This is a genomic window from Peptostreptococcus canis (genome assembly GCF_014229965.1).
In the GTDB taxonomy this organism is placed as follows: domain Bacteria; phylum Bacillota; class Clostridia; order Peptostreptococcales; family Peptostreptococcaceae; genus Peptostreptococcus; species Peptostreptococcus canis.
This window is the reverse complement of sequence record NZ_JABGBW010000001.1, coordinates 459719-485204: the sequence shown is the minus strand read 5'-3', so window position 1 is coordinate 485204 and position 25486 is coordinate 459719. Positions and strand designations below refer to the sequence as shown.

General features: G+C 33.6%; 24 protein-coding genes. 1 reads left to right on the top strand and 23 read right to left on the bottom strand.

The window, feature by feature from the left end; all coding sequences use genetic code 11:
* Nucleotides 1–13: 13 nt before the first annotated feature.
* The 3 genes from HLB29_RS02270 to HLB29_RS02260 form a co-directional block, all read right to left on the bottom strand.
* Nucleotides 14–430, bottom strand: a complete 417-nt coding sequence (locus tag HLB29_RS02270) for a sigma-70 family RNA polymerase sigma factor (RefSeq protein WP_185623696.1) — start codon at nt 428–430, stop codon at nt 14–16.
* A 213-nt stretch (nt 431–643) separates the two neighbouring features.
* Nucleotides 644–1525, bottom strand: a complete 882-nt coding sequence (locus HLB29_RS02265) for a radical SAM protein (RefSeq protein WP_185623527.1) — start codon at nt 1523–1525, stop codon at nt 644–646.
* A 19-nt stretch (nt 1526–1544) separates the two neighbouring features.
* Complete coding sequence (locus HLB29_RS02260; RefSeq protein ID WP_185623526.1) at nt 1545–2420, bottom strand: radical SAM protein; 876 nt, start codon at nt 2418–2420, stop codon at nt 1545–1547.
* Nucleotides 2421–2569: 149 nt separating this feature from the next.
* On the opposite strand from HLB29_RS02260, the gene HLB29_RS02255 reads away from it, so the two are divergent.
* A complete protein-coding gene (locus tag HLB29_RS02255; RefSeq protein WP_185623525.1) occupies nt 2570–2896 on the top strand; it encodes a winged helix-turn-helix transcriptional regulator in 327 nt (108 codons plus the stop codon).
* 53 nt (nt 2897–2949) lie between these two features.
* Here the strand turns inward: HLB29_RS02255 and HLB29_RS02250 are convergent, their stop codons facing one another.
* The 20 genes from HLB29_RS02250 to uvrC form a co-directional block, all read right to left on the bottom strand.
* Nucleotides 2950–4797 carry a DUF4368 domain-containing protein gene (locus HLB29_RS02250; protein WP_185623524.1) on the bottom strand — a complete coding sequence of 616 codons (1848 nt, stop codon included), beginning with the start codon at nt 4795–4797 and terminating at the stop codon, nt 2950–2952.
* 23 nt (nt 4798–4820) lie between these two features.
* Nucleotides 4821–5021 (bottom strand): hypothetical protein, encoded by a 201-nt coding sequence (locus HLB29_RS02245; protein WP_154293426.1) that lies wholly within the window; start codon nt 5019–5021, stop codon nt 4821–4823.
* Nucleotides 5022–5052: 31 nt separating this feature from the next.
* Nucleotides 5053–6096 (bottom strand): type IV secretory system conjugative DNA transfer family protein, encoded by a 1044-nt coding sequence (locus HLB29_RS02240; RefSeq protein ID WP_185623523.1) that lies wholly within the window; start codon nt 6094–6096, stop codon nt 5053–5055.
* Entirely contained in the window at nt 6093–6578 is a 486-nt protein-coding gene (locus HLB29_RS02235; RefSeq protein WP_004832485.1) for a PcfB family protein, read from the bottom strand. Before HLB29_RS02235 ends, HLB29_RS02240 begins: the two co-directional genes overlap by 4 nt.
* Nucleotides 6575–7426 (bottom strand): ATP-binding protein, encoded by an 852-nt coding sequence (locus HLB29_RS02230; protein WP_185623522.1) that lies wholly within the window; start codon nt 7424–7426, stop codon nt 6575–6577. The genes HLB29_RS02235 and HLB29_RS02230 overlap by 4 nt, the downstream gene beginning before the upstream one ends.
* On the bottom strand, nt 7423–8202 hold the full coding sequence (locus HLB29_RS02225; protein WP_185623521.1) for a replication initiator protein A: 780 nt from the start codon (nt 8200–8202) through the stop codon (nt 7423–7425). Before HLB29_RS02225 ends, HLB29_RS02230 begins: the two co-directional genes overlap by 4 nt.
* An 87-nt stretch (nt 8203–8289) precedes the next feature.
* A complete protein-coding gene (locus HLB29_RS02220) occupies nt 8290–8571 on the bottom strand; it encodes a CD1845 family protein (RefSeq protein ID WP_049517621.1) in 282 nt (93 codons plus the stop codon).
* A gap of 6 nt (nt 8572–8577) precedes the next feature.
* Nucleotides 8578–8736 (bottom strand): hypothetical protein, encoded by a 159-nt coding sequence (locus HLB29_RS02215; protein WP_003042651.1) that lies wholly within the window; start codon nt 8734–8736, stop codon nt 8578–8580.
* Nucleotides 8733–10097, bottom strand: coding sequence for a 23S rRNA (uracil(1939)-C(5))-methyltransferase RlmD (rlmD, locus tag HLB29_RS02210; protein ID WP_185623520.1), 1365 nt, complete (start codon nt 10095–10097; stop codon nt 8733–8735). The genes HLB29_RS02215 and rlmD overlap by 4 nt, the downstream gene beginning before the upstream one ends.
* A 225-nt stretch (nt 10098–10322) precedes the next feature.
* Nucleotides 10323–12071 (bottom strand): pyruvate kinase, encoded by a 1749-nt coding sequence (gene pyk, locus HLB29_RS02205; protein WP_185623519.1) that lies wholly within the window; start codon nt 12069–12071, stop codon nt 10323–10325.
* Nucleotides 12072–12089: 18 nt separating this feature from the next.
* The gene (pfkA, locus tag HLB29_RS02200) at nt 12090–13064 is read right to left on the bottom strand and encodes a 6-phosphofructokinase (RefSeq protein ID WP_185623518.1); all 975 of its coding nucleotides are present in this window, start codon (nt 13062–13064) and stop codon (nt 12090–12092) included.
* Nucleotides 13065–13317: 253 nt separating this feature from the next.
* The gene (locus HLB29_RS02195; RefSeq protein ID WP_243155062.1) at nt 13318–16998 is read right to left on the bottom strand and encodes a DNA polymerase III subunit alpha; all 3681 of its coding nucleotides are present in this window, start codon (nt 16996–16998) and stop codon (nt 13318–13320) included.
* Between the two features lie 88 nt (nt 16999–17086).
* A complete protein-coding gene (gene whiA / locus HLB29_RS02190; RefSeq protein ID WP_185623517.1) occupies nt 17087–18052 on the bottom strand; it encodes a DNA-binding protein WhiA in 966 nt (321 codons plus the stop codon).
* Nucleotides 18053–18055: 3 nt separating this feature from the next.
* Nucleotides 18056–18478, bottom strand: a complete 423-nt coding sequence (locus HLB29_RS02185) for an NUDIX hydrolase (RefSeq protein WP_185623516.1) — start codon at nt 18476–18478, stop codon at nt 18056–18058.
* Between the two features lie 27 nt (nt 18479–18505).
* Nucleotides 18506–19657 carry a gluconeogenesis factor YvcK family protein gene (locus HLB29_RS02180; protein WP_185623515.1) on the bottom strand — a complete coding sequence of 384 codons (1152 nt, stop codon included), beginning with the start codon at nt 19655–19657 and terminating at the stop codon, nt 18506–18508.
* A gap of 11 nt (nt 19658–19668) precedes the next feature.
* Nucleotides 19669–20532, bottom strand: coding sequence for an RNase adapter RapZ (rapZ, locus tag HLB29_RS02175; RefSeq protein WP_185623514.1), 864 nt, complete (start codon nt 20530–20532; stop codon nt 19669–19671).
* 153 nt (nt 20533–20685) lie between these two features.
* A complete protein-coding gene (locus tag HLB29_RS02170; RefSeq protein WP_185623513.1) occupies nt 20686–21423 on the bottom strand; it encodes a PHP domain-containing protein in 738 nt (245 codons plus the stop codon).
* A 51-nt stretch (nt 21424–21474) separates the two neighbouring features.
* Nucleotides 21475–22389 carry a UDP-N-acetylmuramate dehydrogenase gene (murB, locus tag HLB29_RS02165; protein WP_185623512.1) on the bottom strand — a complete coding sequence of 305 codons (915 nt, stop codon included), beginning with the start codon at nt 22387–22389 and terminating at the stop codon, nt 21475–21477.
* 138 nt (nt 22390–22527) lie between these two features.
* The gene (gene hprK, locus HLB29_RS02160; protein WP_185623511.1) at nt 22528–23454 is read right to left on the bottom strand and encodes an HPr(Ser) kinase/phosphatase; all 927 of its coding nucleotides are present in this window, start codon (nt 23452–23454) and stop codon (nt 22528–22530) included.
* A gap of 74 nt (nt 23455–23528) precedes the next feature.
* On the bottom strand, nt 23529–25334 hold the full coding sequence (uvrC, locus tag HLB29_RS02155) for an excinuclease ABC subunit UvrC (protein WP_185623510.1): 1806 nt from the start codon (nt 25332–25334) through the stop codon (nt 23529–23531).
* Nucleotides 25335–25486 lie beyond the last annotated feature (152 nt).

The following is a 25486-nucleotide window of genomic DNA, read 5'->3' as shown; positions in this document are numbered from 1 at the left end:
CCTTTCCGATTTATTAGATTTTACCCTCTAAGAGTTTTCTTAATTTCTCTAAAATCTTATCCCTCCTTTTCCCGATTGCCTGATAGCTTCTGTTTTTTCTTTCTCCGATAGAGCGTAAGCTCTCCTCTCTGAAAAATATGGCAGTAATGATGTCCCTTTCTTCTTCTGTAAGGGAATTTAATGCCTTATTCAGTTCTTCGATTTGCATTTTTACTTCTACAATTTTTTCAATATCAATGCTTTCATCTACGATGTTATCTATAAAATGACCGTCATAGTCAAATACAGAAAAGGGAAGTACATTATACTTCCAATCTTTTCTTTGGAGATACTTTTCGTGTTCCGTTATTCTCCAGTAAGCTCTGTATATTTCCTCATTTACCTTAACCGCTTTTCCTTTGACATAAAGGAAATATTCTTTTTTATCCATTGTGTAATCCTCCTTTTTCTGCTCTCTGATTTTGGTTTTTGAGCATAAAAAAGGAGGACTTCTACACTTTGGCATAAAAAGTCCTCTTATATTAAAAAACAATATTATTAGGAGTTCATCATATAAAATAAAATGATGATTTCTATCTCCAATTTTTTTGACATTTTCTTATTATTGCTTCTTTTTTGTATCCTCCCATTTTTCTCATCCTTATTATCCCAAACTCTTTAGATTTTTCCGATATTCCCTCATTTCTTCTTCGGATACTGTTTCTAAAATATATTGCAATTCACCGATTGCGTTTTCTCTTTCCTTTGGTAAATATGCAGTAATCGGATAGAAATTGGAAATGGTATTTGCAAAGACGTGGACTCGAATTTGAAGATGTTTGAGAAATGTTTGTAGTTCTTCAAGCCTTTCTTTTTCTCCCGCCGGTATAAATTCTCCACGCTGACTCATTTGGTAAAGCTCCGTATCTTCAAATAAAGTTAAAGAGTCCACCGATATAAATCTGGGATTTAACTTGCTAAACAATTTTGCACTGTTGATTGCATTTCTCTGTCCATTTCCTTGCCCCGCAAGTCCTGTCATATAGACAAAATAATATTCGATATTTGCTTCGTCCAGTTTCCTACACTGTTCAATAATATCCTTTGGCGTATATCCTTTATTGGCAAGTAACAGTGTCTTTTCATCACCGGACTCTGTACCGATACTCAATCCATTGATTCCCATTGCTTTTAATTTTCTTAATTGCCATACTTTTTTGTTCTTTATATCTCGAATACTTGCAAACATCGCCATTGTCTGACATTTAATGAGATAATCTCTGACAATCAAAGCTCTGATTTTTAAGTTTTCATAACTCATCGCAAAGGGATTTGCTCCTGTCCAAAAAATCCGTCTTGCATTTGGTTGATAGAACTTTAATTCTTCAAGATCTTCCTCCCACTCATTGAGTGGCGACATACGAAAACATTCGTGTTTATATAAACTGCAAAATCTGCACTTGTTATAAGTACAACCACTGGTTGCTTGAATAATAAAAGAACTGGCTTCATAGGGAGGTCGCCATGTTCTTCCTGTAAAATGCATAATTTTCCCCCTTTCCCTCTTAAAGATGTCGAATACTGTTTCGATAGTGTTCTAAAAGTCCTTCATCTGTGTGTTCCATCGTTTTTTGAAGCATATTCAGTATCTTTTCCCGATCTTTTGGAAGTTCTCCCACAAAAGGTGCTAAATTCGATATGGTATTTGCGTAGATGATGCTTGAAGTCGTCAAATGCTCAATAAAAGTATATAATTCATGGAGTTTCTCCAGTTCACTCGAAGGTTCATAAGTACCGTTCTTGATTTCCTGATACAAATCCGACTCCGGAAAAATAGTGAGTGCCACAATGTTAATACTGTTCGGTCTAAGCTGGTTATACACTTTTGCACTTTCCAATGCATTAATTTCTCCTTTACCCGCTCCTGCTAAGCCATTCATATATACAATGTTATAGCTGATTTCCGCCTGCTCTAATTTCTGACATTGCTCTATGGTATCTCTTGCTGTATTTCCCTTTCTCATATATCGCAAGACTTCATCATAGCCGGTTTCTGTTCCTATGCTAATACCGTCCAGTCCCAACTGATGAAGCTCTCTCAGTTCTTCCAAAGACTTTGTTTTAATATCCGTTATCCTCGCAAATCCCCCGATTGTTTTTACATGAGGTAAATAGCTTTTAATTTTCATTAGGAGCATTTTTAATTTCTCAAAACTTAAAACCATAGGATTTGCTCCTGTCATAAATACTCTTTTTGCAAAATGATGAAATACTCTTAGTTCTTTCAAATCGCTTTCAATTTCCTCTATGGGCGACATACGAAAGGGGACATCATATAAACTACAAAACTTGCACTTATTATGTGTACACCCTGATGTAATCTGCAATAATGCCGAAGCAGACTCAAACGGCGGTCGCCAAATCGTTCCTGTAAAATGCATATTCAACCCTCCCTTTCTATTCGTTGTACTAATTTTATCATTGTACAATAATTATTAAAATACTGTACTTTTTTGTAGTGCTTATTTTTGTGATGTACATTGATTTTTTAGTGTTGTCCTTGTATAATAGAATATAAGGAGGATCAGAGATGAGAAAAAACGAACAATCCATTCAGCGTTGTGTTACGGTTTCAACTGTCCAAAAGATACTCGGCGGAAAATGGAAAATCGAAATTCTGTATTATATCGGTATGCAAAATATTCATCGCTTTGGAGAATTGCGTCGCCATGTCGGAGAAATTACAGAGTCCTCTCTAACAAAACAACTCAGGGAATTAGAAAGTGATGGCTTTCTCCACAGACACGATTTTAAAGAACTCCCTCCTCGTGTGGAATATACCTTGACCGATCTCGGAAAGAGTTTTATGCCGGTACTCGAAGTCATTCGACAATGGGGAGAAGCAAATTTGAAATAAGCTTTGAAATGCAAAAAGCAGCTCATTATAGGGCTGCTCTTTTGTATTGGTTTTTATCCTGATTTTCTCATATTGCCTATTTCATCTTTTGCCAAATGATAATTTTTTGGTAGCGTTTCTTTTTTCTTATCTCTTATCTTTATTCTTTGCTCCTTGTACCTGTCCTCATATTCTTTTTGTTTGCCGTTTGCTTTACGCTTGAGGTAGTTTTGATGAAGCCTGTCTTTTCTTGCCCGTTCTTTTTCTTCCTCCTCCCTTAATTTCTGCATTTCTTCTTCGGATAATTCTTCTTTCGGCGGTTCATAGTTGCCAATAAAGTTGAAGTAGATTTCGACTTTCTGATTGGCGGTTTGACTGCCTTTTCGATCTCGTTCGTGGACTAAGATTTTTTCTACAAACTCATTGATGATGGTCGGTGTCAGTTCGTCAAAGTTATCATAGCGTTCAATCAACCGGATAAACTTTTTGGCTCTGTCGGTTTCTTTTTCGTATCGCTTGATGGCTTTTTCCAACCCATCAATTTCTTTGCTGAGTTCCCTTTGCTCGGTTTCATACTGATTGTTTAAGATTTCATATCGGGTATTCGGTATCTTCTCCAGTATCATATCTTCGTATATCCGGCACATTAAGCGTTCCAGTTCCTGAAGCCTGTTTTTACTATCTGTGAGCCTTGTCTTTTTCTTTTCCATTTCCATTTTTTCACTTTCTTCCATTTCGTTTTGAATGGAATGGAGAAAGGCTTCGTTATCTTCATCAAGACTTTTCTTAATGTCTTGTAGGGTGCTTTGAATGAGATTTAATACCACTTCTGCCCTTATTCGGTGTCCTGATTTACAAAGCGTTCCACAAGGCACTTTCGTGTAGGCACTGCAATTGTAATAAGGGATATTCTTGTAGTTATTTGTTCTGTGAACATACATTTTACTGCCACAATCGGCACAATACATTAGTCCTGTGAGTGGGTGGTATTCGCCCCAACCGTCAGGATACCGTTTGACATTTCCTCGTATTCTCTGCACATTATCAAAGGTTTCTTGGTCGATAATCGGTTCGTGGGTGTTCTCAAAGATGAGCCACTTATCTTCGGATACATAGGTGCTTTTCTTGTCTTTGAAATGCTTCCTTGTTTTGAAGTTTACCGTATGCCCTAAGTATTCTTGTTTTTTTAAGATACTTGCAATCGTGGAACTGCACCAACGATATGGATATTCAAACACTTTGCTTTGATGTAGTCCATATCCCAATTTCTGCTGATGATAGGCGGGTATATCTACCTTGTCGGCTTCTAATATCCTTGCAATGGCATAGGGTCCTTTTCCGTCCATCGTCAGATGGAATATTCTTCGGACAACCTCTGCTGCTTTCTCGTCGATAATCCACTGATTTTTATCGTCCTTGTCTTTGATATATCCATAGGGTGGACTGCTTCCCGTATGCTTTCCGCTTTCTCCTTTCGCTTTGAATGTGGACTTGATTTTCCTTGAGGTATCCCTTGCATACCACTCGTTCATAATATTGCGAAAAGGGGTAAAATCATCGTCTTTGTAAAAGCTGTCTACATTGTCGTTGATGGCAATGAGCCTAACTCCCTTTTGTCTTAGTATTTCCATACATTGACCGACTTTGAGGTAATCTCTGCCAAGTCTACTCATATCCTTTACGATGATACAACCGATATTTCCTTGATTAACTCCGTTCATCATTGCCATAAAGCCCGGACGATCAAACTGCGTTCCGCTGATTCCGTCATCGGTAAAATGAACGATGTTCTCCAAATGATTTTTCTTTGCGTATTCTTCCAAAATTTTCTTTTGATTGATGATCGAATTGCTCTCGCCTTGTAGTTCATCATCTCGGCTTAACCTTTCATACAAGGCGGTTATTTTCTCGTAGTTCCTCACGATACCCTCCTTTCTCCGGATTCTTAATACCAAGTATAAGAATGAGTATAGTGATACCATTCTCCATTTTTCAGCCTTGCACAAACAACCCCTTTTTCCAACCATACCTCTACAATGCTGATTCCATCTTTGTAATCCTTGCCGACTGCATTTTTATGGAGTTCATTGGTTTTGAATAGGATTTCTTTTTGTCTGTCATTTAGTTTTTCCAAGTCTTTTATCATAAATCACTCCTTTCAAACAATAAAAAAAGAATTAAGCAAAACATCTTTCACTCAAATAGTGATGAAGTGTTCTTCTTAATTCTATAACTCCCGCAGCTAATTTGTACTTTTTATATTGCTTCACTGCAAAGTGTGTAGGCTCTTTCCTTTCCAGTGCTTCAAAGAGTCTGTCTATCGGATTCATATAGCTCTCATCATCTTCTCTAACTTCTGAAGCATCTATCATATCAAGGAGCGTTGCGAAGTTCTTTTCCTCAAATGGAGCTTCATACCAAATGTATCCAATAAGTGCTGTGTAGTAGAGCTTCTCAGCTTTGACCCAAAAATCTTCACCTGCTTTTTCTCCCTCTCCTTTCGTATTTGCTATAATTGTCTGCACCAATTTCAAAATATCTTTCTCAGAACGGATATAGGCAAAAGGATTGTATTTCATAGACTTTTTGAAGTTAATGGTATTTAAGATTTTTATCTCATAGCCGTTATCTTCAAGCATCTTTCCACATTCAAGGACTATCGTTCCTTTCGGATCGGTTACGCAATATGACGAGTGCATCTGCATTAAGTTCGGCTTTACATAAAATCTCGTTTTTCCACTTCCTGATCCACCGATTACAAGCACATTTTTGTTACGAGCATATTTAGGATTAGCCGGTCTGCCATTCATGGTTAATCGTTCTGTTTGCGTAAGTAGGATATTGTTTTGAAACTTTTCATCCATATATGGCTCTATATCTTTTTTCGTTCCCCATCTTGCTGAGCCATACTCTTTCCCCTGTCTAAACTTTTTAGCATTTTTCCCTTTGGTATATACGATAATTTTGATTAAAACAGCTACTACCACGCCCATTATAATATCCGTAGGATGAAGGCTTGGAAGAAAGCTCATCGTATTAATCTCTAATATCCCTTGAAAAATTTTGTCAATAATATCGCCACCTATATAGGCTCTTACATGATGTGAAAAGATATTACCTATATAGAAAAATGCAAGATAGGGAATGTTCTGCTTTAGAAACTTTACCTTATCTTGCACCTTAAATAAGCCTTTGATGTCCTTTAATATTTTATCTATCATAGGCTCTGCTCCTTTTGTTTATTCTTGATTTTATCTTTGGAAACAGAGTTTTTAGCCATCTCCTTGAACTTCTCAATATTCTTATGGATAGATTCTTTTCTTTCCGTTTTCTTTTCCGATTCTGACAGGGCATGCTTAAATGCTTTGTCCATAACCTTCATATCTTTAGCCTGAAAGAATACTGAGTATTTCCCACTTTCCTTATCTTTCATGACTGAAAACTTTACCCCATACCGATTAAGTTCCTTTTTGAGTTCCTTAAGTTCTGCTTCTTCAACTGGAATTTCTTCAAGCTGCCCCTTTTTAACCATATCTTTTAGCTTTACTTCATTTCCGTTAGTATTAACCAGCTTTTCAAGTCCTCCAAGTTTTTCTGCTTCTTTCATCAATTTCTTTAACAAGTTCAGAATTAGCTTTCCTGTTACTTTAGCAGCTCTAACTTCCATATTCAGTGTTTTTCTTGCTATTTCTTCATTGATCAACTTCTCTCACCTCCATTCAGCAGTCTGTCCCTATTGCGATTCAGTTTGTCCTTTTGAATAACCTTTCTAAAATCCTCACCTACAACCATAACAGGAATACACATCTCTATGATTCTTGAGTAGATTCTTTGATACTCTACGCTATCCTTACAATTTTGGATTGTGTCGTAGGAAAGGTTAGTAGTGAAGATAGTCGGTTTCTGTTTTAAGTACCTGTTATTCACGATGTTATATACTTGCTCTTTGGCATAGCTTGTATCTCTTTCTATTCCTAAGTCATCCAAGATAAGAACGGAAGTATTTACAAGGGATTCAATATATGCGTTCTTGTCAAAATCAAATCCTCCCTTTTGCAGTTCATTGATAATCTGTGCAAAATTTCTTATTTTAACGCCTATTTGATACTGTTCAATAAGGCTATTTGCAATGGAGCAGCCAAGATAGGTCTTTCCGCTACCTACTGAGCCATAAAAAAGAAGTCCGATATTTTCTTTTTTCATTTCCTCATAGTCTTTTACAAAGTTCTTTGCAATGATAAGGCTTTGATTTTCTTCTCCCTGATAATTTTCAAATGTGTATGACCACTGAATAATCGAGTTAAAGCAGCTACTCTTTAATCGTTCAATCTCCATCTGCTTTTGTCTTTCTTTTTCTCTTTCCTCTCTATCTCTGTCGCATTTGCAAGAAATCTTAAATATCATCTTGTTATCAAAGAACTCCATCACTTTTCCGTCTTTTCTTTCATGGCAAACTTTACAAAATGCGTGTCCATCTTTGATATACTCTTTTTCAGGATCATAAGAGTACTCTACATCCTCTATCATTACTTTTTCCAATTCTTTCATCATAGGTGTTCTCCTTTATCATATTCTTCCCATGTCGGGATATTTGATGTTTTCACTTCTTTTCCTCTCCCCTGATCTTTATAAAACCAAGAAAGGATTGTCGCTTTATGGTCTTTATAGGTCTTTCCGGTGCTTTTGATATATGCTGATAGTCTTTCAATGTAATTATCAAGCTGTGAGTTCATTATGATTTGTAAATCGGATATATCTTCTACCGTTAAAAATACATTTTGAAATGTTCCAAGTCCGTTTTCGCTAAAACTATATTCTCTCTTACTATACTTACTCTTATTATTCTCTATATAGTTAGAGTCAAGATTTTGAACTTCCTGAAGTTCATTTTCTTTACTTCTGAGGTTAAAATCTTTTACTTCTGAAGTTAAGTTTTTTGACTTCTGAAAGTCATTTTCTTTTACCGCTAATATGCTCATAAAGTCTTTAACATATATGACATTCGGCTTACCAAGCCCAAGCCTTACTCTTTCAATCAGTCCGATTCCTTTTTTCATATCGAGTTCATCTAATGTTTTTATAGCTGTCGGCTTTGAGATATTTCTTCTTCTCATAATTTCTTCGACTGTGAAATAGATAAATACTCTGCCTTCCTTGTCCACCCAATTATTCTTAAAGGACATTCCTGTTCGTTTCAAAAGCATAGAATAAAGAATAATTGCTTCAGCAGACAGTCCCTTAAATTCTTCTTCGTCTACCAATATTTCAGGTACTTTTAGAAAGTTAAATCTTTCTGCTTCTCTGTTATAGAAATAGTCAAAGTCCATCGCTTCACCTCCTCCCCAAAAAATTTGCAAAGAAAAAGACGATAGTTTTTCTTCTATCGCCTTTGGTAACCATTTGTATGAAATTTTTTAGATTGATTTTATTGCTTCATTGATTCCCTGAAGGAACGCTATAACAGCTGCTCCGATCATCGGTATTCCATAAGGACTTAACAAAAATCCTAATACCAATGCCTCAATGCCAAGTGATATATCTTTTTGCATAAATGATCCTATTGCAGCAACTATACACATAAGCATTAAGAAATATAAAATAGTTGTTCCTATGCCAAGTATAAATGTCAGAAAGGCAGTAAGGATACTCAGCAGCAAGCTGATTGGAAATAAGATTATTTTTATTATCCATCTCATCATTTCTTATTCCTCACTTCCCAATTCATACTTTGTATCTCCACACACCATATCAATGCAAACATTCACATCTATATAATTTTTTAGGACTTTTTTTCGTCCACCTTCGCCATCTTCTACAAATACATAATGCTTGTAAAACTGCTTAAAATGCAGGATTTTCACGATTTCACTCTTTGTATCAACGCTATGCACTCCACATGAATACTATGCGGGAACATATCAACAGGCTGCACAATTTGACATTGATAACCCCTTTCATCTAAATACTTCAAATCCCTCGCCAAAGTTGAAGGATTACAGCTTACATACACTATCCTTTCAGGTTTCATTCCTACAATAGTATCCAATACTTTTTCATCGCATCCCTTTCTAGGTGGATCAACCACGACTATATTGGCTCTTTTACCCTTCTTATAAATTTCAGGCACGACCTCCTCAGCCTTTCCAACGAAAAACTCCAGGTTGTCCATATTATTTAATCTTGCATTTTTATTCGCATCATCTATTGCCTCCGGTACAATTTCAACTCCATATACTTTTTCGGCTTTTTGAGCGAGGAACAAGGATATCGTTCCTATTCCGCAATATATATCAAATACTTTATCGCCTTCTTTTATATCTGCAAATTCTAAAGCCTTATTATATAGGACTTCCGTTTGTATTGGATTCACCTGGAAAAAAGAAAGGGGCGATATTTCAAATTTTAATTTTCCAATATAGTCCGTTATCTTTCCATCTCCGTATATATTTATATTTTTTCTGCCAAGTACTACATTCGTTTTTTCTTTATTAATATTTATGACAAAAGTTTTAAATCCATCTATCTTGGATTTGAGTTCTTCCACCAAAGCCTCAGTCCCAGGCAACTTTTCAGTAGTTGATACCAATACTACCATAACTTCGTCAGTAGCATACCCTACTTTTGTAACTATATGTCTTATTCCGCCTTTATGTGTTTTTTCATCATATACACTCACATCATTTTTAATAATATATTCTCTTATTATTTCTATGATTTCATCATTTTTTTCATGTTGAATTACGCATTTTTCTATATCTATAACATCGTGAGATTTTTTCTTGTAGAAACCTATTTTTAACTTTCCATCTATCATTTTCACCGGAAATTGTGCTTTATTTCTATATCTGAAAGGTTTTTCCATCCCTATAGTGTCTTTTATCTCAATATCTTCCAATCCGGCAATTCTTTTTATATCTTCTTTTACCTGATTGGTTTTTATTTCCAGCTGCTTTTTATAATCCAATTCTTGAATCTGACATCCTCCACAGTTTCTGTATTTCATTGGACAGACTCTTTCGACCCTGTATTCAGATGCTTTTTTTATTTTAGATATGACTCCTTCTGCATATTTTTTCTTTGACTTTGTTATCTTTACATCTACTATTTCACCCAATAAAGCTCCATCAATAAATACGGTGAAGCCTTCATATTTCCCTATTCCTACTCCACCTTGACCAATATCAACTATTTTACATTCATATTTTTTTCCAATTTCTAACATTTTATCTCCTAATATTTTTCAATATATTATAAACTTATTGAAATTAGTATATCATATAGATATATATTTTTCAATTTAAAAAGAAAATAGGACTGAGTCAAAGGTCAAAATGCTTCTTTATCAAAATCAAAACCATCGAAAATGGTTCTTTTTTTGATAAGAGAAAAAATTGACTTTCGATCAGTCCTATTTTCTTTATTATTTTTTCTAGTATTATTTATATATCTATTTCTCTTCCCTTGTTATAACACCTACTGATGGCTCAACTTTTATTTTATCTCCATCATTTATTTTAAAAGTAATTTCAGGAACGGATACCACAACCGGAAGACCTAAGTTAATACCCACAATAGCAGCATGTGAAGTCATTCCTCCCGTTTCAGTTACTATCGCACTTGCTTTTTCGATATATTTTATCATATCTTTGTCAGTTCCGACTGTCACCAGTATGTCCCCTTCATTAAATTCCCTATCCTGACCCGGCATTATAACTCTTGCAATTCCTTCTACACAAGATTTTCCTATGCCGACTCCTTTACCTAAAAATTCCGTTATTATACTTACTCTTATTAAATTTGTTTTACCTGTCTTGCCCACCGGAACACCTGCTGTCACCACAACTATATCACTAGGATTGACAAAACCGGCTTTTTTTGTGGCTTCGATTGATGCTTCTACCAATTCATCCGTGCTTTGAGCCACTTCGCTAATTACCGGATATGTTCCCCAATTGATAGATAATTTTCTCATAACTTTTTCGTCCTGAGTTGCTGCAATAATTGGAGCCTGTGGTCTAAATTTAGATACCATTCTAGTGGTATAACCAGATGAAGTACAAGTAATTATAGCCTTTGCATCAAGATCCAAAGCTGTTGTACAAGTTGCATGGCTTATTGCATCAGTAACGGTTATATCACACTTTTTGGAATTGTAGTTATTCGCTAATGAGTATTCCAAGGTTTCCTCAGTTCTTATTGCTATTCTGTTCATAGTCTTTACAGCTTCAACAGGATACTTGCCGGCTGCTGTTTCACCGGATAGCATAATTGCATCTGTACCGTCATATATAGCATTGGCAACATCTGTCACTTCAGCCCTTGTTGGTCTTGGATTTCTAATCATAGAATCCATCATCTGAGTAGCCGTAATTACCGGTTTTGCAAGTTCATTACACTTTTTGATTATCATCTTTTGAACAATCGGCACTTCTTCGCTAGGTATTTCTACTCCCATATCTCCTCTTGCAATCATTATACCATCAGATACTTGAAGAATGGAATCTATGTTGTCCACGCCCTCCTGGTTTTCTATTTTAGAAATTATATGTATGTCATCAGCATTATTGTCTTCTAATATCTTTCTTATTTCGAGTACATCCGAAGCTTTTCTTACAAAAGATGCCGCTATAAAATCTATCCCCTGCTCTATCCCGAATTTTATGTCTGAAATATCTTTTTCAGTGATAGCTGGAAGATTGATTACTACACCCGGTAAATTAACTCCTTTTTTAGAAGATACTTTTCCTGAATTTTCAACTACCGTATGAATATCATTTCCCTCTATAGATTTAACCAATAACTGAACTAATCCATCATCGATAAGTATTCTATCTCCGGTTTTTACATCATTTATCATTTCCTTATATGAAACTGTACATTTTTCTCTGTTACCGATACAATCATCCATAGTTATTACAAATGACTCGCCCTCTTCAAGAACAACGGGGTCTTCAAAATCTCCAGTTCTTATTTCAGGTCCTTTCGTATCCAGAAGAATAGCAATTGGCTTATCTAATTCTTCTCTTATCCTTTTTGTACGATCCATTCTTTCTTTGTGCTCATCATGAGTACCGTGTGAAAAATTGAATCTGCATACATTTAGACCATTTAATGCCAATTCTCTAAGTATGTCATCAGAATCAGTTGAAGGTCCCATCGTACATACAATTTTCGTTTTCTTTAAATTTTCCATCATAATCACTCCTATCCAGTACTATATAGATAGCACTTTTGCCATTTCATACGTTTCTTCATCAAAAGTATTTGTCATTGATAAAGCTTCATCTATATCTAAGTCTATAATTTTATTGTCTTTGATTCCAACAACTCTTGAGCTCTTGCCTTCAATTAATAATTCCACTGCTTTATTCCCCAACCTGCTTGCAAGAATTCTATCAAAAGCTGATGGTGCTCCACCTCTTTGAACATGTCCAAGAACAGTTACTCTAACATCTGCACCTTCATCACCTTCATTTATTGCTTTTTTCAAACCAATAGCTCCGTCTGCAATTGATGTGGCACCTTCCGCAAGCACGATTATACTGTGTTTCTTACCTCTTTTCTGAGTTGTTTTTAATCTTTTTACTATGTCGTCAGTTTTTATATCCATTTCCGGTACAACTATTGATTCTGCTCCACCTGCAAGACCCGCATATAAAGCAAGATCTCCACAATGTCTTCCCATTACTTCCACTATGTTAATTCTATCATGTGAAGATGAAGTATCTCTAATCTTTGATATAGCATCTATTATAGTATTCATAGCAGTGTCAAAGCCTATTGTATAATCCGTATAAGCAAGGTCATTGTCTATTGTTCCGGGAATACCTATTGTAGATACTCCCAGTTCACTTAGTTTTTTAGCTCCGTTGAAAGAACCGTCACCACCAATTACTACCAGATTTTCTATGCCGAATTTCTCAAGAATTTCAACCGCTTTTTTTCTTCCTTCTTCAGTTCTAAATTCATCACATCTTGATGATTTCAGTATAGTTCCTCCTCTTTGAATGATATCACCTACCGATGATAAATCCATTTCAATTATCTCTTCACTTAATAGTCCTTTATATCCTTTTTCTATTCCATATACTTTATATCCATAGTAAATAGCAGTTCTTACCACTGCTCTAATAGCCGCATTCATTCCCGGAGCATCTCCTCCACTAGTCAATATACCGATTGCTTTCATAGTTTACCTCCTGTTACAATAAAAATCTTTCAACTCTTTTATATTATATTATTATCACCAAATCAAAGTATTTTTAAACATATTTATTACACTTGATTTGAATTCTTCTTATTAAAGGGACTTAATTAGTCCACATTGTACGTTTAATATCCCATATTGGATAAAAAATTTTGTGGTATTTTTCAAAAATAAAAACATCCACCATTTGTTATTATAACACATGATAGATGTTTTAAAAATACTTTTTACAAATTTACTTTATTATTATATTTTCTTTCGCAAGAGCCCTACACAAATCTTCTGATAGATTTTCGTCAGCAAATGTTCCCATTCCTGAAAGCTTATATGTTATTTTGCCACCATTTTCGTTTTCATCAATTGGAAAAAACAATACATCATCAGTTCCCTGATGTCTACGAATTATTTTGCAAATTTCATCAATTAACTCTTGATTTTCCATGGAGTCAATTCTGATATATACTTTTTTTCCGGTTCCACTATGTCCATTGTTATAGTTACTATAGTTATTTTTCTTATATGAATTTAAATTGGCAAAGTCGGAGTCGTCTTCAATATTTTTTACTTCTCCAATATTCAAAGAAACCATATCGTCTCCACGTACAGATATTTTTCCCTTTACCAGAACTATATTGTCTTCTTTCAGTAAATCCTGATATTTATCAAGTTCCCCCGGGAAAGCTACCATATCAACCTTTCCAAATAAATCTTCAAGTTCTATGAAAGCCATAATTTGGTTTCTTTTTGTGGTGCTCAATCTTTTCCCCTTTATCATTCCGCCCATTATGTGTTCTTTATTATTTAATTCCAATAAAGTTTGAGGATCCTCTTTAAGTTTATTGATTTCTGCACAATTAATGGATGTTCTTTTTTCCAATATATCTTTATACTCAGACAGGGGATGCCCGGATACGTACAGTCCTAAGACCTCTTTTTCCAATTCCAATCTAATTTTATCTTTAAATTCCTCTACAAATGTCAATGTATTATTTTCAGACTCCGCAACAAGTTCATCATCACCGGAATTTGCCATTATTTCAAATAAAGATATTTGCCCATCGACATTTTTCTTTCTGTTTTTTGAAATGCTCTCCATTAGCGTTTCAAATCCACTCATCAAAGTGGCCCTGTTCTGACCTAATGAATCAAAAGCTCCACATTTTATAAGGCTTTCTATTACTCTTTTATTGGTGTATTTTGAATCCAGTCTCTTTAATAGATTCGCTAAATCCGTAAAATCTCCATTTTCTTCTCTTTCAGAAACTATCATATCAATCACGTTTGAGCCGACATTTTTTACAGCAGCCAAACCGAATCTGATATTATCACCATCTACTGAGAATTTGGAATATGATTTATTAATATCAGGTGGAAGTACCTTAATACCTATTGCCTCACATTCCCCTATATATTCAACTACCTTATCCGTATTTCCCATTACAGAGGTCATTAATGCCGCCATAAATTCCACCGGATAATGAGTTTTTAAATATGCCGTTTCATATGCCAATACACCATATGCCGCAGCATGGGATTTATTAAAAGCATATTTTGCAAAATCGATCATCTCATCAAAAATTTGGTTTGCAATATCTTCCGGGACACCATTTCTAACACATCCCGGTATTTCTATCTGATCATCCTCATCTAATTTGCCATAAATGAAATACTGTCTTTCCTCTTCCATTACATCCATTTTCTTTTTACTCATGGCTCTTCTAACCAAATCGCTACGTCCGAAGCTGTATCCACCTAATTCTCTAACTACCTGCATTACCTGTTCCTGATATACAAGACAACCATAGGTAACTTCAAGTATAGGTTTTAATTTCTCATGCAAATATTTCACCTCATGAGGATTGTGTTTGCAATTTACATATGTCGGTATGGAATCCATTGGACCCGGTCTAAAAAGAGATATACCCGCTACTATATCTTCAAAATTACTAGGCTTTAATTGTTTCATAAAGTTTCTCATTCCTGCACTTTCAAGCTGAAATACTCCTAATGTATTTCCCAAAGAAAGTTGTTCATATACTGTCGGATCATCATATTCCATTTTTGCAAAATCTATTACTTCTTTATATCCTTTTTCTTTTCTGTTTAGTTCAATTAAATCAAGTGCATCTCTAATAACCGTCAGCGTACGAAGTCCCAAAAAGTCCATTTTTAAAAGTCCCAGCTCTTCAAGTGTAGTCATTGTAAACTGTGTCGTAATAGAATCTTGATTCCTGTATAGCGGAACGTATTCATATACCGGTTTTTTGGAAATAACGACTCCCGCCGCATGCGTTGATGCATGTCTTAACATCCCCTCTAACTTTTTAGATACATCTATTATTTCCTTTACATCTTCGTCATTTTCGTACATCTTAACTAAATTATTATTTTCATCAAACGCTCTATCGATAGTCATTCCAAGTGCAAATGGTATTTCTTTGGCGACGGAATCTACTTTATTATATGAAATATCCATTACCCTGCCGACATCTCTAATGGCTAATTTTGCACCCATAGTACCGAATGTTATAATTTGGGCAACATGGTCATCTCCATATTTTCTTTTCACATACTCTATTACTTCTTCTCTTCTTTCATAGCAGAAATCAATATCAATATCGGGCATTGTAACTCTTTCAGGATTAAGAAATCTCTCAAACAACAAATTGTATTTAATAGGATCTATATCGGTAATATGAAGGGTATACGCTACTATCGATCCCGCCGCAGATCCTCTGCCCGGACCTACCATTATTTTATTATTTTTAGCATATCTTATAAAATCCCAGACTATAAGGAAATATTCCAAATATCCCATTGATTTAATTACGTTTATTTCAAAATCCAATCTTTCCTTTATCTCATCAGTTATAATATCGTATCTTTCATCCAGACCTCTATAGCAAAGCTCTCTTAAATATGATTCTACCGTATATCCGTCCGGTATATCAAATGAAGGTATATGATATGTATTAAAATCAAAATCAACATTGCATCTATTTGCAATCTTTAATGTATTATCTATTGATTCCGGAGCAAATGAAAAAAGTTCTTCCATTTCTTTCCTGGATTTTATATAAAACTCATCATTGGGAAATTTCATTCTTGTTGGATCTTCCAGTATCTTTTGCATCTGTATACACATCAATACATCGTGATTTTTTGAATCCTCTCTGTTTACATAATGTGCGTCATTTGTAGCCACCATAGGAATATTCAATTCTTTTGAAAGCTTCATTATACCTGCATTTACTTCTTTATCTTCAAATAGCTTATGATCCTGAACCTCTAAAAAGAAATTGTCTCTACCATAAATATCCAAATACTCGTTTGCAATCCTTTTTGCCAAATCATAGTCTCTTGCTATTAATGCTTTTGGTATTTCCCCATTCAAACAAGCTGAAAGGCATATTATCCCCTCAGAGTATTTTCTTAGTTGTTCCTTATCAGTTCTAGGTTTATAATAAAATCCCTTAACATACGAGTCCGAAACTATTTTTATCAAGTTTTTATAACCGGTATTGTTTTCTGCCAACAAAATTAAATGAGATGAGTATTTATCTAAATTGGGATCTTTATCTTCCAGACTTCTTGACGCTACATATACCTCACACCCTAAAATAGGTTTAATTCCATATTTTTTGCATTTTTTATAAAAATCTACTACTCCAAACATTGAACCATGGTCTGTAATTGCACAGGAGGTCATTCCCAATTCTTTTATCCTTGGAATCAACCAGTCTAATCTTGAAAATCCATCTAATAAGCTATACTCTGTATGAACATGAAGGTGACAAAAATCAGTTTTTTCCGGATTAACTTCTTGACTGTCGATATCGATATCTTTATCATTTTCTTTATTATCCACATTATTATCTTTATTATTAACTATAGTATCTTGCAATTTATTCATCATTTCGCCTCCCTTCAAAAATAGCTGATGCATATGCATCAGCCAAAACTTACGATAATTTCAAGCTTATAGCTATATTATCACTCTTATATTAAAACAAATCTTCCAGAGATACCTCATCTCTATACTTATCTGCTATTTTCTCAATATTTTTGAATCTGTGATTTACTCCCGATTTACCCAATGGAGGATTAAGCATTTCTCCTAATTCTTTGAGACTCTTATCCTCATGCTCTAACCTTAAAATGGCTAATTCCTGCAAATTTTCCGGCAATTTGCTTATACCTATAGTTTTTTGAATAATAAGTATGCTTTCAACCTGCCTTACTGCAGCATCTACGGTTTTTGATAAATTTGCTGTTTCGCAATTTACGATTCTGTTTACATTATTCCTCACTTCTTTAGCTATAATAGTATTTTGAAATGCAAACATAGCATTTGTAGCACCTATAATCGCTAATAAATCAGAAATTTGCTCACTTTCTTTTAAATAAACCACATAATTATTTTTTCTGATTACTATTTTACTATTAAATCCCATAGAATTTATTAAATCGCATAGCTCATATGAATAGTCTTCATTATTTGTCACAAATTCCATGTGATAATTTTTTTCAGGATCATTAATAGATCCTCCTCCTAAAAAAGCCCCTCTAATATATGCATGTGCATGTTCAGGCTCACTTACTATTGAGTTTGGTATATCATTTCTTGGAAAAAAACTTCTTTCATTTTCAAGTATACCTAAATCCACCAATAGTTTACTTGCACCCATTTCCGGTGTGACAGTTAAAATATAACTGTTATTTTTTTTTAACATCTGATTTTTATTTACTGTGATACTAGTATTTATATTGAAGTGATTTTTAAGCATTTTAAATACTTTTCTAGCTATTGAGTTTAATTCAGTAGATATTTTTAGACTTATCTGCATATTTCCGGACAATTGTATACTTCCTGCTAACCTTATAAGTGCCGATAATTCAGCCATGTCTAAAGTTTTACTTTCAGGATTGACTCTTGATAACTCATTTTTAGCATCAGTTGAAAAAGACATAAGTTACTTTTTTAACTCCTTTTTTATCTCATCAAGGGCTACTTTTATTATTTCTTTTTCATCATCATAACGAGCCATATCTGCCACTCTGTCAATATGAATAAACTTGGCATCCACAAATCCTTCTTCTTTTTGTGGAATAGTATCCATATTTTTTGTATGCATTAAATACCAAAATACAATTTTATGTACCCCTTTATTGAGGTCCCAATTCTCTTTATAAGTATAGTGGATTTCGCCTAAATATTTATCTATTTGCGCTTTTACTCCCGTTTCTTCTCTAACTTCTCTAAGTGCTGCTTGTTCGCGGGTTTCTCCTTCTTCAACCTTTCCTTTTGGTAGGACCCAATCGCCATTGTATTTTCTCAATAACAGAATTGCATTGCCGAAAACTACAACACCACCTGCACTTACCTCTTCTCTCATAATATCACTCCCCAAATCAAATGTTAACTAAATATTATTTTTATAATTATGCTTTATAGCTATTTTCATAACAGCATTGGCAACTAATTCAGAATCATGTCTTATATATCCATTTTTTATTTCTATTAGTTTTTGCTCCAGATAGGTAATTCCCATCATATTAAGCGTGTGTTTTTGTTCATCATCTAATAATACTAACTTGGCACCATCTTTGGCATATCTTTCAAATACTCCAACAGGAAGTTCTTCGTTGTTGGATATTACATAATCTATAAAATTTATGCCTGCATGTTCGACTAATACATTTACATGTTCAAGTACATTCTTTCCATCTGTTTCTCCCGGTTGAGTCATTATATTGCATACATATATCTTAGGTGCCTTTGATGCTGACAATGCATCTATTATACCATCAACCAATAAATTGGGCAAAATACTGGTATAAAGACTCCCCGGTCCGATTACTATTGCATCGGCATTTTTAATGGATTGAATAACCTCGTCAAGTGGTCTGGCATCATTCTTATCCAAGTATAATCTTTTTATAGGACTATTCATTTTCTTTGATACCTTTGGAATATGTGATTCACCAATTACAACATCGCCATTTTCCAATTCAGCAACTAAATTTATATCATCCATCGTAACAGGAAGAACCCTTCCTGTTATAGCAAAAATCTGACTCATTTTATATACAGCTGTTTCAAAATTATCATACAACCCAGTCATAGCTGCTATAAATAAATTCCCAAAACTCTGACCTTTTAATGCCCCTTCCGGAAATCTATACTGCATTACTTCATTCATCGTCGGTTCTATATTAGCAAGTGCCAGTAAGCAATTTCTGATATCACCGGGTGGCAACATTCCAAGATCCTCTCTCAATGCTCCTGAACCACCACCATCATCAGCAACTGTAACTACTGCAGTTATATTCTTTGTTACGTGTTTCAAACCTCTTAAAGAAATTGATTGACCCGTACCACCGCCTATAACAACTACATTGGGTTCGAAATCCGCATGCTGAAATCTTGTAGTATTATTCTGACTTTGAACAAGAGATTTTTTATATAGTGAAATTAGTTTATATATAACTATAATAGCTACTATAAAAGCTATCATACCCAATAAAGCTAGTACAGATAGTATTATTTCTAATTTAGATAATTGAATTTGCATAAAATCCTCCATCAATCTAACTTAGCATCTCTATGCTTCTTTACTGTTCTATATCCCTTTTTATTTAGATAATCATACGTTAGGTTTACAAAAGTAACAGATCTATGTCTACCGCCTGTACAACCTATCCCTATTACAAGATGCTGTTTTCCCTCATCAATATATTTAGGAATTAGAAAATCATACATATCAAATAGTTTATCTCTAAATTCTATGCTTACATCCGAATTCATAACAAAATCCCTTACATCGTCACTGTCACCCGTCTTTGGTCTCAACTCCAAATCATAAAACGGATTTGGTAAAAATCTTACATCAAATACCAAATCGGCATCTAATGGCAATCCATATTTAAACCCGAAAGACACAACTGAAATAGTTATATTTGGACTATCTAATCCATCACCTTCATCATATATACTTGCTATTTCAGCTTTTAAATCTTTTGGTTTCATGTTAGTAGTATCTATTATCATTTTAGAGTATTTCTTCAGAGGCTCCATTATAACCCTCTCTTTTTTTATTCCATCAGAAATACGTGAATTCACTGCAAGAGGATGATTTCTTCTTGTCATCTTGTATCTTTTTATTAATACATCATCATCACAGTCTAAATATATCATATCAAACTTAAAATTAGCTGAGCCAAGATGCTCTAATGCCGAATTTAATTCTTGAAAAAATTCTCTTCCTCTTATATCAATCCCTAGAGCCACCTTATCTATATTTGAATTTGCGTGGAAAAATAATTCTGCAAAATTTACTATTAATGCAGGAGGTAGATTATCTACACAATAGAATCCCATGTCTTCTAGTGCTCTCATTGCTTCACTCTTTCCAGAACCGGAAAGTCCGGTTACTATTACAAACTTCATATTCCACTCCTCCTTTTTCATCGCATATTCAAAACTTTATATACTTTTTTTAATTATTGATTTTCTATCTTATTTTGATTATTGATATTTCTCAAACCTTTTCTAATATTAACTTAAAAACTATTTTTTATATTAATTTATATTTTTTCATCATTATTTTTGAATGTTTACTATTCTATCCAACTCTAATTCTGATTCTCTTACTATTTTCATAGCTTTTTCAAAGTTAGCTACATTTTTAGGGTCATGTGCATCGGACCCTATATAAAATTTTATATTTCTATGTTTAATTTTTTTTATCATATCCACATCCAATTTTGCATGATGCCCATTTATTTCAAGACCTGTGTTTGTTTCTTCTGCGACTTCTGCTATCTTTTCTATATCAACAGCACCCTTATCCCCTGGATGAGTAATATATAGTATATCATATTTTCTCATAGCATTAATCACTGCTCTGGTATTATATTCTTTTGAAAATTTACCTCTAAATAAAAAATTATCTATATGATGTAACAAAGATTCAAAAGATGTAGATTTAGAACCAAAATGATAACCTGCAAGTATATAGTCAAATTTTTCAATTTGATCGTCAGGCATATCTATTCTTCCCGTATCATCTAATATGTTGCACTCCATTCCCATTAAAATATTTATTTCGGCATACTTTTCATTAAGTCTATCAATTTCTTTTCTCTCTTTTTCAGCATTTTCCTTCGACAAACCATACATTATATGAGAAAAACCATGTTCTGAAATTCCAATGGTCTCAATACCTTTTTTTACTGCAGAAATCACATTATCCTCAATAGTACCTTTGGCGTGTCTTCTTTTATCGTTACCACCACAACTAAAAATAGTGTGGGTATGGTAATCTGCAAGAATTTTCATAATATTACACCTCCAGATTACTCCATCTCCTCTTTTAGATTAATTGCTTTACTAATCTTCGCCTAATATCTTTACTTCTTCCTCTAACTTAACCCCATGAACATCATATACTTTTTCTTTTACATGATCTATCAAGTTTACAATATCAGTGGCAGTAGCGTTATCGTAATTTATTACAAATCCCGAATGCTTTTCAGATACTTGTGCCCCACCTACTGACACTCCTTTTAAATCAGAATCCTGAATCAATTTACCGGCGAAATATCCTTCCGGTCTCTTGAAAGTACTACCCGCACTTGGATATTCAAGTGGTTGTTTAGTTCTTCTTTGATGAGCCAAATCTCTCATTTTTTCTTTTATTTCATCAAAATTGCCCTTTTCTAATTCTATTACAGCTGTAATAGCTATCATCTTTTCATCAGTCAATACACTGTGTCTATATCCGAATTTCATATCTTCATTTGTATATTCTACAATTTCACCTTTAGCATTTATCATCCTTACTGACTTGACTATATTTTTCATTTCACCGCCATATGCACCTGCATTCATTGCCAAAGCTCCACCAAGGGAACCCGGTATTCCGGATGCAAATTCAAAACCGGTAAGATTGGCATTCATAGCTTCTTTCCCTATAATAGAAAGTAATGCTCCAGTTTGAACAGTAATAGTGTTTCCCTCAACATGATAATCACTGAAATTATCAGCTATTTCAATTACTAATCCTCTAAACCCACCATCTTTTATAAGTATATTAGAACCATTTCCCTTTACGAAAAACGGTATATTATTATCTATTGCAAGCTTGAATACTTTTTGTATTTCCTCCTCTGTTGTTGGCCTGACAAGAAAATCTGCAGGACCTCCTACCTTGAAGGAAATATGACTATTCATTGGTTCATCTACAAAAATAGAATCTTCTTTTAGTATAGATTTTAACAATTTATGTAAATCATTTTTACACATAATTTCCTCCTTACAAACTTTTGAACAATAAGTACCACCTTATATAATAACCAATATACAAAAAAATGACAATAGTTAGAGAAAAAATAATTAACATTTTTATGTAAATATATTTTTATTATTGATAGAATATTAGATTTATTTGCTTTTTATTACATCATTAAGTCTATTCGTAAATTCTACGGCCGAATCTTTTCCCATCTGTCTCTGTCTATAATTCATTGCCGCTACTTCAAGTACCATTGCTATATTTCTGCCGGGTTTAACCGGAACTACAATTTTTTCTATTCTCTCACCAAGTATATATTCATAATCCCTGTCCAAACCAAGCCTATCATAATAATTATTATTATCCCAACTTTCCAAATATGCAACCATATCGATTCTCTTACTCAAATTTACACTTCTTGCACCATACAAACTCTGTATGTCAATTATTCCTATACCTCTTATTTCAAGATAATTTCTAAGTAATTCAGGAGCCTGACCCACTAATATTCCATCGTCTATTCGCTTTATTTCGACAGCATCATCAGCAACCAATCTATTTCCATTTTGGACCAAATCCAATGCCGTTTCAGATTTTCCTATACTACTTTCACCTCTAATAAAAACTCCAACGCCATTGATATCTACTAATACTCCATGCAAAGTTTCTTTTGGAGCCATTCTATCTTCTAAATATGAAGAAAGCTTATTAATAAACCTTGTAGTTTCTCTATCAGTTGAACACACTATTGTACCTGATTTTTTTGCCCAATTATAAAAATCTTCTCTAAGTTCCATACCTCTTGTGACAATTATTATAGGCATATTGTATGAAAAAAAACTCTCTAGAGTTTCTTCTCTGTGAGCTTCATCAAAATGACCAAAAAACGTATATTCAGTCTTTCCTATTATTTGAATTCTCTCAGGTGTAAAATAGTTAAAATAACCTGCAAGCTGTATTCCAGGTCTATTTATCTCTTTCTCTTCTATAAACATTTTTTCTGCTTTTCCAATAGGACAAATTATCTCTTTTAATTTTAGATCATCTATCAATTCCCTTACAGTAACTTTATTCATAATTTCTCCCCTTATACACATAAATGGTATTAAATTTCTATGATATATTGTAATTATTACCCAATATAACACGTTTATCTTAATTTACTTTTTATTTTTTCTGCGATGGATATACTTATACCTTCAACTTCAGTCAATTGCTCTATACTTGCCTTTTTCATATTTTCTATATCTCCAAATTTTAACATTAGAGCCTTTTTTCTTTTCGCTCCTATTCCTGAAATTTCGTCCAAAACAGATTTGGTCATTTTTTTATCCCTCAAACTTCTATGATAAGATATAGAATAATTATGAACTTCTTCTTGTATACCTGAAACAAATCTATATAAACTTGTAGTTCTATCTAATTCAACTTCTCTCTCCAAGTTGACTAAACCTTTAGTCCTATGTTTATCATCTTTATACATTCCCCATAACGGAATATCTTCTCCATTTAATTGAAGCACCTTTTTTACGGTTGAAACCTGACCTTTTCCCCCATCTAATAATATCAAATCCGGAAGGTTTCCATGTTTAAGTCTCCTATCAATAACTTCAGACATAGAAGCATAATCGTTAGGTCCATCAACCGTTTTGATTTTAAACCTTCTATATTCTTTTCTATCTTTTACTCCATTAGTATACACTACCATAGTACCTATAGAATCAACCCCCTGTATATTTGATATGTCATATGACTCAATCCTAATTATAGGTTTATCAATATTTAGTAATTGTCTTAATTCTTCCAATGCACCAATACTTTTCTCGTATTTTTTCTTTTTGATATCATCAAATTTCATTAAATATTCATCCGCATTTTTTCTGACCATAAGTACAAGTGCCTTCTTGTCACCTTTCTGGGGAACTTTTATATTCACCTTACTACCCCTTTTTGATGTCAACATTTCTTGAATTATACTTTGATCGGCAAATTCCTCTTCGACAATTAACTCCTTTGGTGTATACTCTTGAGATAGATAAAATTGCTTAATAAACGAACCTAAAATATCTGCTCTGCTACTGTCTCTTACCCCTTCAAGCATAAAATTTTCTCTTCCGGATATTTTACCATTTCTAATAAAAAATACTTGTACACATGCCTCCTGATTCATATTTGCCATAGCTATTACATCTTGATCCGTATCATTTTGAACATTCGATACTTTTTGCTTTTCAATTACATCTTTCAGGCTTTCAATTTTATCCCTATACTGTGCGGCTTCCTCAAACATAAGATTTTCTGAATAATACATCATTTTTTCAGTCATAGTAGAAATTAGTTTTTCTTCTCTTCCTGATAAAAAAAGCAATATTTCACTTATCATATCATTATACTCTTTTTTATCACATACTCCCGTGCAAGGTCCAATGCATTTTTTTATGTGATAGTTTAAACATGGCCTTATTCCAAGTCGAATTGATTTTTCTATATCTATATTACATGTTCTTATTGGATAGTTATTTCTGATTATCTCAAGTGTGTCATTGACAGCCGAAACATTTGAATACGGTCCGAAATATTTTGAACCGTCTTTTATTATTCTTCTTGTCTTTAAAACTCTGGGAAATTCTTCTGTCACAGTAACCTTTATATAAGGATATGTTTTATCATCTCTTAATAAAACATTGTATTTAGGTTTATACTTTTTAATCAAATTACATTCTAAAATTAAAGCTTCCAACTCAGAATCCGTCATTATATATTCAAAACTACTTATATTCTTAACCATTGATTTCACTTTATTAGAATGATTTTTTGATGACTGAAAATACTGCCTGACTCTATTTTTAAGAGATATTGCCTTTCCAACATATATAACATTACCATACTTATCCTTCATAATATATACACCCGGATTATCCGGCAAAGTCTTCAAATGAACTTTTATATCAAACAACTTTTTCCTCCAATCACCTTCGCCAATAGCAAATTCATTTTAATAAGTATATAATACCATAATTTTTATATTTTCTAAAAGAAACAAAAATATAAAAGGAGACCGAAAATACGATCTCCAATAGCATTATTATTTTTAATATCCACTTTAAA